The organism is Variovorax sp. P1_H12_2, from assembly GCF_056405335.1.
In genome coordinates this window covers 1-12,329 of sequence record NZ_JBFUCI010000169.1, presented here as the reverse complement: position 1 = coordinate 12,329, position 12,329 = coordinate 1, and the positions used below count along the sequence as shown (strand labels likewise).

The 12,329-nt window shown below is 67.1% G+C and carries 12 protein-coding genes; 3 read left to right on the top strand and 9 right to left on the bottom strand.

What is annotated here, in order from left to right:
• The first annotated feature begins 343 nt into the window (after positions 1-343).
• A complete protein-coding gene (locus tag AC1D2K_RS17800; RefSeq protein ID WP_478090160.1) occupies positions 344-1,057 on the top strand; it encodes a TetR/AcrR family transcriptional regulator in 714 nt (237 codons plus the stop codon).
• 87 nt (positions 1,058-1,144) lie between these two features.
• On the opposite strand, the gene AC1D2K_RS17795 is transcribed toward AC1D2K_RS17800, so the two are convergent.
• The 9 genes from AC1D2K_RS17795 to AC1D2K_RS17755 form a co-directional block, all read right to left on the bottom strand.
• Positions 1,145-3,217, bottom strand: a complete 2,073-nt coding sequence (locus AC1D2K_RS17795; protein ID WP_478090159.1) for a 3-hydroxyacyl-CoA dehydrogenase NAD-binding domain-containing protein — start codon at positions 3,215-3,217, stop codon at positions 1,145-1,147.
• Between the two features lie 114 nt (positions 3,218-3,331).
• Positions 3,332-4,333, bottom strand: coding sequence for an acrylyl-CoA reductase family protein (locus AC1D2K_RS17790; protein WP_478090158.1), 1,002 nt, complete (start codon positions 4,331-4,333; stop codon positions 3,332-3,334).
• A complete protein-coding gene (locus tag AC1D2K_RS17785; protein ID WP_478090157.1) occupies positions 4,330-5,493 on the bottom strand; it encodes a CaiB/BaiF CoA transferase family protein in 1,164 nt (387 codons plus the stop codon). The genes AC1D2K_RS17790 and AC1D2K_RS17785 overlap by 4 nt, the downstream gene beginning before the upstream one ends.
• Positions 5,494-5,561: 68 nt before the next feature.
• Entirely contained in the window at positions 5,562-5,981 is a 420-nt protein-coding gene (locus tag AC1D2K_RS17780) for a PaaI family thioesterase (protein WP_478090156.1), read from the bottom strand.
• Entirely contained in the window at positions 5,978-6,952 is a 975-nt protein-coding gene (locus AC1D2K_RS17775; RefSeq protein ID WP_478090155.1) for a Bug family tripartite tricarboxylate transporter substrate binding protein, read from the bottom strand. Before AC1D2K_RS17775 ends, AC1D2K_RS17780 begins: the two co-directional genes overlap by 4 nt.
• An 18-nt stretch (positions 6,953-6,970) precedes the next feature.
• Positions 6,971-7,738 carry a glucose 1-dehydrogenase gene (locus tag AC1D2K_RS17770; protein ID WP_478090154.1) on the bottom strand — a complete coding sequence of 256 codons (768 nt, stop codon included), beginning with the start codon at positions 7,736-7,738 and terminating at the stop codon, positions 6,971-6,973.
• Positions 7,739-7,781: 43 nt separating this feature from the next.
• Positions 7,782-8,255, bottom strand: a complete 474-nt coding sequence (locus AC1D2K_RS17765; protein ID WP_478090153.1) for a MaoC family dehydratase — start codon at positions 8,253-8,255, stop codon at positions 7,782-7,784.
• Positions 8,256-8,279: 24 nt separating this feature from the next.
• A complete protein-coding gene (locus AC1D2K_RS17760) occupies positions 8,280-9,425 on the bottom strand; it encodes an acyl-CoA dehydrogenase family protein (RefSeq protein ID WP_478090152.1) in 1,146 nt (381 codons plus the stop codon).
• Between the two features lie 15 nt (positions 9,426-9,440).
• The gene (locus tag AC1D2K_RS17755; protein ID WP_478090151.1) at positions 9,441-10,685 is read right to left on the bottom strand and encodes a CaiB/BaiF CoA transferase family protein; all 1,245 of its coding nucleotides are present in this window, start codon (positions 10,683-10,685) and stop codon (positions 9,441-9,443) included.
• 165 nt (positions 10,686-10,850) lie between these two features.
• Here AC1D2K_RS17755 and AC1D2K_RS17750 point away from each other — a divergent pair, with 165 nt between their 5' ends.
• Together AC1D2K_RS17750 and AC1D2K_RS17745 are read left to right on the top strand one after the other, a co-directional pair.
• Positions 10,851-11,639 (top strand): enoyl-CoA hydratase-related protein, encoded by a 789-nt coding sequence (locus AC1D2K_RS17750; RefSeq protein WP_478090150.1) that lies wholly within the window; start codon positions 10,851-10,853, stop codon positions 11,637-11,639.
• A gap of 6 nt (positions 11,640-11,645) precedes the next feature.
• Positions 11,646-12,329: IclR family transcriptional regulator (locus AC1D2K_RS17745; RefSeq protein WP_478090149.1), on the top strand; the 684-nt coding region annotated here is incomplete at its 3' end.

Genomic DNA, 12,329 nt, shown 5'->3' with positions numbered 1-12,329 from the left:
TCCGCATCCATGTTGGCCGCGCCGAATGCCTGCTCGATCTCGTCAGGCATGGGATGGCGGATGGTGTTGTACTTTTCCGGACGGTTCAGCGTGATGACGGCAACACGCCCCTTCTTCTCGTAGAGGATGGTTTCGAAGTTCATGAGGACGACCTTTCTGTCGGTTGACTGGGATGGAATTCAGACGAACTCTCGGCGGGCACGCCGCTTCGGTCTGGAGTCGTATACTAGTCAGTATCTTTAGATTCAGCATAGTAGAAACCACTAAGCGAGAGAATCTGCGGCGCGTCAGTCCGTGCGACCTTTGGTGCTCGGCGCCTTGCAAGATGAGGACAAACACAGCGATGGAACGAACACCCAACAAGCGAACGACCGCCACCAACTCAGCCAGCAAAGCCAGACAAAGGGTCTTGGCAGATCCGTCGGGCATGAAGGCCGAGGTCGCGGCGATCAAGCGCGAACGAATTCTCGAGACGGCCACTCAGCTGTTCCTGCGCCATGGCTATCACGGCTGCACGATGGACGCGATTGCGCAGGCCATCGGCGTCACCAAGCCATTCATCTACTACCAGTTCCGCGACAAGAGCGAGATCCTTGCAGCGATCTGCAGTCACGGTGCGGAGCTTTCACTGTCCGCGTTGGATCAGGCCGAAGCGCTGCACGACACCGCCACAGAGCGCATGCGGTGGTTCTGCTTTCGGCTGGCGCAAGTGGTCGTCGATCGAGGCCACTATCTGGCGGTGTACCTGCGCGAAACCGCCAGTCTCAGCGAGGCGGATCGAAAGACGATCCTGAAGATGCGAGTGGAGATCGATGAGCGGATCACACGGTTGGTCACCCTGGGCGTGGAATCCGGAGAGTTCGAAGTAGCGGATGCCGCCGTCGCGGCACGCGCGATCACCGTCATGATCTCCAACAGCTTTCAGTGGCATCGCAAGGATCGCTCAGACGCGACCGATGCGTTCTCCACCATCTTGTCGGACATCGCGATGCGAACGCTGCTGCCTTCGCCGAAGGGCGCACCGGCGTCGAAGGCTGCCAGCAATCAGACGACTTGATGGACGTGCAGCCTTGGTCCGAGGCCTTGTCGTTCCACGCGCTCCTGCATCCGTCTTGCCGGGCGGCATCGCGGATGCAGGCGTGATTCATGGGTTCTCTTGATCCAGAAGAAGCGAGAGATCTGCCACTTCGAAGCCATGGCCCGAGGATTCGGCCAGTTCCCGCAGATCGCGCTCGAGCTGCGCGCGGTCTTGCTGGCGAGCCCAGAACACCGGCCCGCCGACCCAGCGTGGGAAGCCGTACCCCTGCACCATCGCGACGTCGATGTCGCTGGCGCGGCTGGCCACGCCTTCGTGCAGCAGCCACGCGGTTTCGTTGATCATGGCCAGCATGGCGCGACGCTGGATCTCTTCGGCCTGCAGCGGCCGGCGGCGCAGACCACGCCGCTTCGAAGCCTGCTCGACGATGCCGCGCACCACCGCATCGCTGACGCGCGGCCCGGGCTTGCCGTCGGGGTGCTGGTAGTAGCCGGCACCGGTCTTGCGGCCATGGCGGCCGAGCTCGCACAGCTGGTCGAGTATGTCCACGTAGCGTGTGCGCGGGTCGCGGGTGGCGGCCTGCGACTTGCGCATGCGCCAGGGGATGTCCAGGCCCGCCAGATCGGCCACCGAGAAGGGTCCCATCGCAAAGCCGAAGGCCTCCAGCGCGTCGTCGACCTGCTCCGGCCAGGCGCCGTCCTCCAGCATGAATTCGCACTGTTGGCGGTAGACGTTGTAGATGCGATTGCCGACGAAGCCGAACGCATTGCCGCACAGGATGGGCATCTTCCCCAATCGCTTTCCCAGGGCGAGGCCGGTGGCCAGCACGTCGGCGCCGGTCCGGGCGCCGCGCACGACCTCGAGCAATTTCATGACGTTGGCCGGGCTGAAGAAGTGCAGGCCCAGCACGTCCGCCGGGCGGCTGGTGGCGCTGGCGATGGCATCCACATCCAGATAGGAGGTGTTGGTGGCCAGCACGGCGCCCGGCCGGGCGTGGGCGTCGATCGTGCGGAAGACCTCCTGCTTGATGGCCATCTCCTCGAACACCGCCTCGATCACCAGATCGGCCTGCGCCAGCCGTTGCCAGTCCAGGCTGTCGGACAGGCGCTGGAGGCAGGCATCGGCGCGCTCGCCCGGCATCTTGCCGGCCGCCACGCGCTCACGGTAGTGGGTGCGGATGCGCTCCATGCCGCGTTGCAGTGCCGCGGCATCCCGCTCCAGCAACAACACGTCGAGTCCCGCGTCGAGCACGCTGATCGCGATGCCGGCACCCATGGTGCCGGCGCCGATCACGGCCACGACCTGCACCGGGCGTGCCTGGGTCTTGAGGTGTGCCGGTGTCTTCAAGGCCTCCCGCTCGGAGAAGAACTGGTGGCGCAGACCGAAGGCGTCGGGTGTCAGCCGCAGCTCCTGGAAGTAGCGACGTTCCTCGGCCAGGCCTTCGAGCTTGGGCAGACGGGCTGCGTTCTTGATCGATTCGATGGCAGCGAGCACCGCCGGGCGTCGCTTGCCGGCGCGCAGCGCCGCGTTCTCGGCCGCCTGCACGACCGCCGCGTCTTCGAGCGGCATGGGTTCGTCCAGCAGGTCCCTCTTGGCCGTCAGGCCTTGCGCCATGGCGATCGCGCGCTCGAGCAGGCCGTCCTGCACCACCTCGTCCACCAGGCCGAGCGCCAAGGCCCGCTGCGCGTTGAAACGCTCGCCGCTGCAGATCATGCCCATGGCCCGCGCCAGGCCCACACGCCGCGCCAGACGCTGCGTGCCGCCGGCCGCCGGCAGGATGCCCAGGGTCACCTCAGGCAGGCCCAGCATGCTGCCGGCCACGGCCACGCGGGCGTCGCAGCCCAGCGCCAGCTCGAAGCCGCCGCCGAGCGCAACGCCGTGCACGGCGGCGACGATGGGCTTGCTGCAGGCGGCAATGGCATCGACCACCAGCGCCAGCGACGGCGCCAACGAGGTCGGCGCGCCAAACTCGCGGATGTCGGCCCCCGCCACAAAAGTGGCGCCGCCGCCGATCAGAACGCCCGCCCGCAGCGAGTCGTCCGCTTCCAGTTCCGCCAGAGCCTGCGTCAGTGCGGAACGCACGGCCCAGGACGTCGCATTGACTGGCGGGTTGTCGATCGTCATCACCAGGATCTGGCCGATCCGCTCGGTGCCGACGGGGCTGCTGACTGTTTCGTTCATGTTCATCCTTTGTCTCGGGTGGGTTCGCACACGCGAGCTTCCGTGCAGGTGCGCTTTCGGTCCATTGGAAATGCGGTGCTTGACCACATCGTGGACGGAATGGAGAGGGACGGTTCAGGCCTCGCCGAAGGCCACCAAGGTCCGTCCGACGGTTTGCGCATTCAGCATCTGCCGGATGGCCTCGGGCAGATCGTCCAGCGCGATCAGCCGCGTGTTCTCACGCAGCCGGGCGGGCCGCAGGTCGGTGGCCAGGCGCCGCCAGAGCAGCGACTCCAGGTCGCGATAGGCGTTGAGGTTGACGCCGATCAGCCGCACGCCGCGCAGGATGAAAGGCAGCACGTTGGTGTGCAGCGTGTTGCCGCCCACGTTCCCCACGCTGGCGACGATGCCGCGTGGCTGCATGCTGCGCAACAGGCCGTCGAGCGCGGCACCGCCGATGGAATCGATGGCCGCACTGCCGCGCGCCTTGGCCAGCAGGCCGGGGGATGGCGCCAGGTCGCCGCTCCCGAGCACCTCGGCCGCGCCCTGGCGGCGCAGCCATGCCGAGTGTTCCGTCTTGCTCGACATGGCCACCACGCGATAGCCCGACGCCGCCAGCATCGCGATCGCCATGCTGCCCACGCCGCCGGTGGCGCCGTTGACCCACACATCACCCTGCCCCGGCCGCAGCCCGTTGTCCTGCAGCAGGTGCACGGCCAGCGCGGCGGTGAAGCCTGCGACCCCGAGCGACGCCGACGCCAGCAGGTCCAGTTCCGGCGGCAACGCCACCAACTGGTCCGGGCGCACGCGCACGTACTCGCTGAAGCCACCGTCGTGGTCCACGCCCAATCCCTGCGCGTAGGCCAGCACCGCATCGCCCGGCCGCCAGCGCGGGTCGTCCGAACTCAGCACGTGGCCCGAGACGTCGCTGCCGCCCACGCGGGGGAAATTGCGGATCACGCCGCCATGCTCGGTCGTGGCCAGCGCGTCCTTGTAGTTGAGCCCGGCGTAGCGGGCCCGGATCACGATGCCGCCCGGCGACAGATCATCGAGCGTCAGCGAGTCGATCTTTCCCAGCACTCGCTCGCCACGGTGAATACGAAAGGCGCGAAAGCGCGTCGGCGCAGAGGCCCTCATGCGTTGGTCGCAGCGGGCGGGTCGGCCGCCAGTACGCCCTGCCAGAGGCCCGCCTGTTCGGTACCCAGCCACTCGCCCAGCGCGGCCATCGCGCCTTCCCGACTCGCCGGGCGAGGCGGCCGGGGCTGGGCCGGCACGGTGCGCGAAAAGCGCGGCGCCGGCGCCGGTTGCACCACACCGTCGACTTCGACGAAGGTCCCGCGCGCGCGCAGATGGGGGTGCGCAGGCGCCTCCTCCAGCGTCAGCACGGGCGCGAAGCAGGCGTCCGTGCCCTGCAGCAGCGCGCACCATTCGTCACGCGTTCGTTCCTTGAAGCGCTTGCCGAGCGCCACCTTGGCGCGCACCCAGTCGTTGCGGTCGTCTTGCCGGCCCACCTCCGCCTGATCGAGCCCCAGGCGTTCGAGCAGCTCGCGATAGAACTTGCCCTCGATCGGCGCCACCGACACCCACTTGCCGTCGGCACACTCGTAGACATCGTAGTAAGGCGCCCCGGAATCCAGCACGTTGTGGCCGCGCCTGGCATCGAGCAGGCCGGCCGCCTGCATGCCGAAGGCGGACGTCGCCAGCGAAGCCGTGCCGTCCACGATGGCCGCATCGACGACCTGCCCCTGGCCGGATCGCTTCGCTTCGAGAATGGCCGCCAGCATGCCCAGCGCCAGGTACAGCGCGCCGCCGCCGAAGTCGCCGACCAGGTTGAGCGGCGGGGTCGGTGGCTGGCCCGGTCGCCCGATCAGGTCCAGGACGCCCGTCAGTGCGATGTAGTTGAGGTCGTGGCCGGCCGCCTGTGCCATCGGTCCGGTCTGGCCCCAGCCTGTCATCCGGCCATAGACCAGCCGGGGATTGCGTTGCAGGCAGATGTCGGGCCCCAGGCCCATGCGTTCGGCCACGCCCGGGCGAAAACCCTCGATGAGCCCGTCGGCCTCCTCGATCAGGCGCAGCACCAAGGCTTGGCCCTGCTCGCTCTTCAGGTCGACCCGGAGGGTCTCGCGGTTGCGCAGCAAGGGGTTGTAGCGCAAGGGACGGGGAATGCCCAGCCCGGCATCCTGCGGGCGATCCACCCGCAACACCGTGGCGCCCAGGTCCGCCAGCAGCATGGCGGCCATGGGGCCGGGCCCGATGCCCGCAAGTTCGACGATGCGCAGTCCAGCCAAGGGTCCCATGGTGGATTGGCTGACCTCCGTGCTGCGCACTGCGGTGCCAGCTTGCTTGGGGCGGCCCGGCGCTGCGCTCATCGCTCCGCCACGAAGTAGAGGCCGCGCCCGCTGACCAGCAGGCGCCCGCCCGAATCGAAGACCTGCGCACGCGCGCTGGCGACCGTCGAACCCAGGTTCACCACGCTCGCCACCACGCGGAGGTCGCCCGGTGTCGCAGGTCGGTGGTAGTCCACTTGCAGGTCCAGTGTCGGCACGGCGCGACCGAGGCGGACGGCCACCGCATAGTCGCCGGCGCCGTCCACCAGCGTGGCCAGGATGCCGCCGTGCGTGGTCTGGCGCTCGGGACTGGAGATCAGTTCCTCGCGCCATTTGATGGTCAGGGTGACCGCTTCTGGCGTGATCGACTCGACCGCCATGCCCAACCAGCGGTTGAATGGCGAACGGTCGATGATGTGCTGCAGGCTCTGGATGTCCATGTCGGTGGTCTCTCTCAATCCAGCTTGACGTCGGCCTGCTGCGCGATCCGCCGCCACCGGGGCAGTTCGGCGCGGAGGAACTGGCCGTATTRCTCCGCCGTCATGTAGCGGACGTCGGCGCTCTGGCTGGCAAAGCGGGCCTGGACGTCGGGACTTGCCAGCGCCTCCTTCAGGCTGCCATTCAGTCGGGCGATCACGTGGGCGGGCGTGCCGGCCGGCGCCATGATTCCCGACCACGCCCCGATTTCCAGGCCCTTGGCGACCGACTCATCCAGCGTGGGCACGTCAGGCAAGGCGGGCAGGCGCTTCAGGCTGGTCACGGCCAATGCCCGCACGCGCTTGTCCTTGATCGCAGGCATGACCCCTGGCGCGGTCCCCATGTACAGATCGACCTGCGCCCCCATGAGGTCCGCCATGGCCGGCGCTTCGCCCCGGTAGGGAATGTGGTTGCTCTTGACACCCACCGCATGCTCGAACATCAGCATGGCGAAGTGGGTGATGTTGCCGTTGCCGGCCGAGGCGTAGTTGAACCGGCCGGGTGCGCCTTTCATGGTGGTCACCAGATCGGCGACGCCCTTGGATTGCACCGCGTTCGAGGTCACCAGCACCATGGGCAGATTGGCCACGAGGCCGACAGGACTCAGATCCTTCTGCACGTCATAGCCGAGCTTGCTGTACAGGCCGGGACTCAGCACGATGGACGAGGTGTTGTAGAGCAGCGTGTAGCCGTCGTTGGGGGCTTTCGCCACCGCCTCCGCGCTGATGTTGCCATTGGCTCCCGGCTTGTTGTCGACCACCACGCTGACCCCCAGCGACTCGCTCATCTTCTGGGCGAGCGCACGCGCAATGACGTCCGTGCCGCCACCGGCGGAAAAGCCCAGGATGAGGCGTATCGGGCGGTTGGGATAGTCGGCCTCTGCAGCCAGGGTCGCCCCCGCGAAGCCGCATCCGAGCAGCGCGATCAGGGGCAGCCATGCGCGTCGTGTCATCCAGGAGCGAACCATGACTCAGCCCGCCATGGTCAGGCCGCCGGACACCGACAGCACCTGCCCGGTGATGAAGGCCGCGTCGTCGGACGCCAGGAAGCAGACCGCGCCCACCACGTCGTCGGCCTGGCCCAGGCGGCCGAAAGGAATCGCCTTGGCCAGCGCACCGCGCAGCTTGTCGCCGCTTTCGCCCTCGCCGGCGAAGTCGCGAAACAACGCGGTGTCCGTCGGCCCCGGGCAGACCACGTTCACATTGATCTTCTTGCGCGCCAGTTCGCGCGCCAGGGTCTTGGAGAAGGCGATGATGCCGCCCTTGCAGGCGGAGTAGACCGACTCGCCGGAGGAGCCGACGCGTCCCGCGTCGGACGCGATGTTGATGACCCGTCCGCTGCCGCGCGCCGCCATGCCCTTGACCACGCAGCTGTGCAGATTGAGCGGCCCCTCGAGGTTGATGGCGATGATCTTTCGCCACAGCTCGGGCGAGGTGTCCAGGAAGCGCGCCGCATGGTCCCAGCCCGCGTTGTTGACCAGCACGTCCACCGGACCGAGCTCGGCTTCGATCGCCTCGGTGGCCGCGAGCACGGCCGCGTGATCGCTGATGTCGGCGCCCTGGCTGGTGGCGGTGCCGCCGGCGGCGCGAATGGCCTCGGCCACCTGGGCCGCAGCCGCTGTGTTCAGATCCAGCACGGCCACATGGGCGCCTTCTTCGGCAAAGCGATGGCACAAGGCTGCGCCGATTCCGCCTGCACCACCGGTGACCAGCACCACCTTGTTCTTCAAGCCTCGCATGTCAAATCTCCTGTCTTCTCGATGATTGGGGGTAACGACGGGCTCAGCCCTTGCACTTGATCATTCGCAGCGGCGTGTAGGTCAGCACCTCGGTGCCGTCCTGCTTGACCACGCGGTTGAAGGTCCGCACCAGCCCGCGGCCCGGCCGGCTCTTGGAGAGCCGGGCCTCGACGACCTCGCATTCCACGTGGATGGTGTCGCCCGCGAACGCCGGGTTCTTGATGTTGAGTTCCATGCCCAGGAAGGCATAGCCGGTCTTCTGCATCGTGGCCTGCGCCAGCAACCCCTCGGCGAAGCAGTAGCTGAGCGCACCCGGGGCCAGCCGCCCCTTGATGTCCGATTCGTTCTTCAGGAACTCCATGTCGGTGAAGAGCACCTCGGTCATGTGGATGACGTTGATGAAGGCGCAGATGTCCGCGTCCTGGATGGTGCGGCCGATGGTGCGGAATTTGCGCCCCACGGGCAGGTCTTCGAAATACTGGCCGAGCCCCACGGTCTCGATGTCATTGGCGTTCATGCTGTCTCCTCGGGTTGATGATGGTCAGGCGCGGGCCGGGCGGCCCAGCACGCTGTTGGCGATGATGTTTCGTTGGATCTGGTTGGTGCCTTCGATGATCTGAAGCACCTTGGCGTCGCGGAAGTAGCGGTTGATCGAGTACTCGGACGAGATGCCCGCGGCCCCGAAGAGCTGCACGGCATCGGTCGCGACCTTCATCGCGGTGTCGGAGGCAAAGCACTTGGCGATCGCGGCCGCCGGGGCCACCTCGTCCGCGTGTGCACCGGCATCGACCAGCGAGGCCGCGCGGTAGACCAGCTGGCGCGCGGCTTCGGTCTGGATGTGCATGTCGGCCACCATCCAGCGCACCCCTTGGAAGTCGCTGACCTGCTGGCCGAACGCGGCGCGGCCCTGGATGAAGCCGACCGCGTGATCGAGCGCCCCCTGCGCCAGTCCGACGCCGCGCGCGCCGATCAGCGGGCGGCTGGCGTTGAAGGACGCCATCACCGCCTTGAAGCCGCCCTCGAGCTTGTTGCCCTGCGGGATGAACACATCGTCGAAGAACAGCGGACATGACGGCACGCCGCGTGYGCCCATCTTGTCTTCCTTCTTGCCGACGGCGAAGCCGGCCATGCCTTTCTCGACGATGAACATGCTGATCGGCGCCTTGGGCTCGGCGCCCTCGCGTGCGGCCACCAGCACGAAATCGGCGAGGTCGGAGTTGGTGCACCAGATCTTCGCGCCGTTGAGCCGAAAGCCGCCGTCCACGGGCAGGGCCCGCGTCTTGATGCCGCTGACGTCGGAGCCGCTTTGCGCTTCGGTGGTGGAGAAGGCGCCGCGCAGTTCACCGCTGGCCAGACCGGGCAGCCAGCGCTGCTGCTGTGCCTCGGTGCCGCCTGCCAGCAAGGCGCCGAAAGGCAGCCACTGGACCAGCAGCAGGTAGGCCGTGTTGTAGCAGACGCGCCCCAGTTCCTCGATGGCGATGCAAGCCGACAGCAGGCTGCCGGTGCCGCCATAGCGCTCGGGGAACGGCAGGGTGAAAAGACCCAGCTCCTTGAGCAGGTCGAACATGTCGTGGGGGTACTCGGCCTCGCGGTCGATCTGGTCGGCGCGCGGCGCCACGCGCTCGCGCGCCACGCGCCGGATCAGGTCCTGGATCTGACGCTGGTCTTCATTCAAGCTGTAGGACATAGGAAGTCTCGGGGATCAGCAGTCGACTGCCGTGGTTTCAATGACACCCGCACGCGCCAGGGCGTCGATGCCCGCCGCGTCCAGGCCCAGCACGTCGGACAAGACATCGTTCGTGTGCTGTCCGCGCAGCGGCGGGGCGAGGCGGTACTCGACCGGGGTCTGCGACAGCCGGATCGGATTCTTCACGGTGCCGACCGTGCCGCCGGCCGCATGGGGCAAGTCCTGACGCAACGCGCGGTGACGCACCTGCGGGTGTTCGAACACCTGCTGGTAGTTGTTGATCGGACCGATCGGCACGCCGATGCCTTCGAGCGCCGTCAGCCAGTGGGCCGTGCCGTGCTGGGCGAAGGTGGCACTCAGCAGTTGCTCCAGTGCCTTGCGATGGACGTTGCGCCCCGACATCTGCCGGAAGCGATCGTCGTTGCACAGGTCCTCGCACCCGAGCACCGTGCACAGCTTGCGGAACTGCCCGTCGTTGCCGCACGCGATGATGATGTGGCCGTCCGAGGTGGGGAAGGTCTGGTACGGCGTGAGGTTGGGATGCTGATTGCCCCAGCGCCGCGGAATGTCTCCGGTGGCGAAGTAGCTGGCGATCTGGTTGGCGCCGAACTGCACGACGGTGTCGAGCAGCGCGACGTCGATGTGCTGCCCTTGCCCGCTGGCATGGCGGTTCTCGAGCGCCGCCAGGATGCCGATGGTGGCGTTCAGCCCCGCCAGCACGTCGGCGATGGCGATGGCGGTCTTCACCGGGCCGCCGCCGGCCTCGTCGTCCGAGAGTCCGTTGATGCTCATCAATCCGCCTTCGCCCTGAAACACGAAGTCGTAGCCGGGGCGATCGGCATAGGGGCCATCCTGGCCGTAGCCGGTGACCGAGCAATAGATCAGGCGCGGGTTCTCGGCGCGCAGGTCCTCGTACGACAGGCCATAGCGGGCGAGGTCGCCCACCTTGAAGTTCTCCACCAGCACATCGCAACGGCTGGCCAGTGCCTTGATCAAGGCCTGCCCCTCGGGCCGCGCGAGGTCCACCGCGACAGAGCGCTTGTTGCGATTGGCCGAAGTGAAGTAGGCCGAATCGGTGGTGTCGCGTCCGTCGCGATCGCCCACCCACGGCGGTCCCCAGTGCCGCGTGTCGTCACCGGAGATGGGGCGCTCGACCTTGATCACATCGGCCCCCAGGTCCGCCAGCATCTGGGTGCACCAAGGCCCCGCCAGCACTCTCGTCAGATCCAGCACCCGCAGGCGCGACAAGGCTCCAGACACGTCGTCGTCTCCATTCAATCTGTGATTTCGAAGTCCGGAATGGACTCGTCGATCCGTTCATGTATTAGAACAGCGTTCACATAGTTTATCAACCGGAAGATTTATGACATGATCCGGACAGTGGGAAATCCCACCCACTCACCGATCATTTCTGGAGCTTTTTTCATGACCGAGTACACCGACATCCGATACGAGGCGCGCAATGGCGTGGCCCACCTCACCATCAATCGCCCGGACAAATACAACGCCTTCCGCGGCAAGACCTGCGACGAGCTGATCGACGCGCTCAACCGTGCGGGCTGGGACAAATCCATCGGCGTCATCGTGCTCACCGGCGAGGGGCCGAAGGCCTTCTGCACCGGCGGCGATCAGTCGGCACACGACGGCGGCTACGACGGCCGCGGCGTCATCGGGCTGCCGGTGGAAGAACTGCAAGCGTTGATCCGGGATGTGCCCAAGCCGGTCATCGCGCGCGTCAACGGCTTCGCGATCGGCGGCGGCAACGTGCTGGTGACCTGCTGCGATCTCGCCATCGCCTCGGACACCGCCGTCTTCGGCCAGGTCGGCCCCAAGGTCGGATCGGTCGACCCGGGCTTCGGCACCGCATTCCTGTCGCGCGTGGTCGGCGAAAAACGCGCCCGCGAAATCTGGTTCCTGTGCCGCCGCTACAGCGCGCAGCAGGCGCTCGACATGGGCCTGATCAATGCGGTGGTCCCGGCCGACCAGCTCGATGCCGAGGTCGAGCGCTGGTGCGCGGAAATCCTGGCCCTCAGCCCGACGGCCATTGCCATTGCCAAGCGCTCCTTCAACGCCGATTCGGACAACATCCGCGGCATCGGCGGCATGGGCATGCAGGCCCTCAGCCTGTTCTACGGCACGGAGGAATCGCACGAGGGCGTGAACGCTTTCCTGGAGAAGCGCCGGCCCAATTTCCGCTCGCCCGGCGGTCGATAATCGGTGATGACCCGAACCCCTTCAACCTCCGAGACGAAAGACGAACCCAGCAGCGAGCCCAGCGGTCCCCGCTCCCTGACCCGCGTGCTGGGTCTGTTCGAACTGCTGTCTCAGCGGCCCGGCGGCATGACGCTGGCAGAGCTCAATCTCGCGCTGGAGTCGCCCAAGAGCAGCCTGCTCAACCTGCTGCGCCCCCTGGTCGGTGAAGGGTTTCTGGTCCACGCGGGCAACAGCTACCGGCTGGGGCCCGCCATCTTTCGCCTGGCCGCCGGTGTGATGGCGGCCTGGGACTTCCCGCCGCTGATTCGCCCCTTCATGGAAGAGCTGGCACAGCGCACGCACGAGACCGTGATGCTCGGCGTGCTGGTGCCGGAGGCCGAAGTGATCACCTATGTCGAGATCATTCCGAGTCCGCACCCGATCCGCTATCAGATCCCCGTGGGCACCTCGCGCCCGCTGTACGCCAGTTCGGCCGGCCGACTACTGCTCGCGCATTCCGACGCCGCCTGGCTGCGGACCTACCTGGCCTCGGTGAACCTCAAGGTGCCGATGGAGCAGGCCATGACACGGGCCGGCCTGCGCCAGGAACTGGAGCAGATCCGCGCCGAGGGGCTGTCCTGTTCGTTCGATCGCTACACACGCGGCCTGGCGTCGGTGGCGGCGCCGGTGCTGGATGCCTCGGGCCTGTGC

Excerpts from the sequence above, each read along its gene's own strand:
- AC1D2K_RS17750 (WP_478090150.1), top strand. The coding sequence starts at position 10,851 with ATGACCGAGTACACCGACATCCGATACGAGGCGCGCAATGGCGTGGCC.
- AC1D2K_RS17765 (WP_478090153.1), bottom strand. The coding sequence starts at position 8,255 with ATGAACGCCAATGACATCGAGACCGTGGGGCTCGGCCAGTATTTCGAA.
- AC1D2K_RS17795 (WP_478090159.1), bottom strand. The coding sequence starts at position 3,217 with ATGAACGAAACAGTCAGCAGCCCCGTCGGCACCGAGCGGATCGGCCAG.
- AC1D2K_RS17800 (WP_478090160.1), top strand. The coding sequence starts at position 344 with ATGGAACGAACACCCAACAAGCGAACGACCGCCACCAACTCAGCCAGC.
- AC1D2K_RS17790 (WP_478090158.1), bottom strand. The coding sequence starts at position 4,333 with ATGAGGGCCTCTGCGCCGACGCGCTTTCGCGCCTTTCGTATTCACCGT.
- AC1D2K_RS17785 (WP_478090157.1), bottom strand. The coding sequence starts at position 5,493 with ATGGGACCCTTGGCTGGACTGCGCATCGTCGAACTTGCGGGCATCGGG.
- AC1D2K_RS17770 (WP_478090154.1), bottom strand. The coding sequence starts at position 7,738 with ATGCGAGGCTTGAAGAACAAGGTGGTGCTGGTCACCGGTGGTGCAGGC.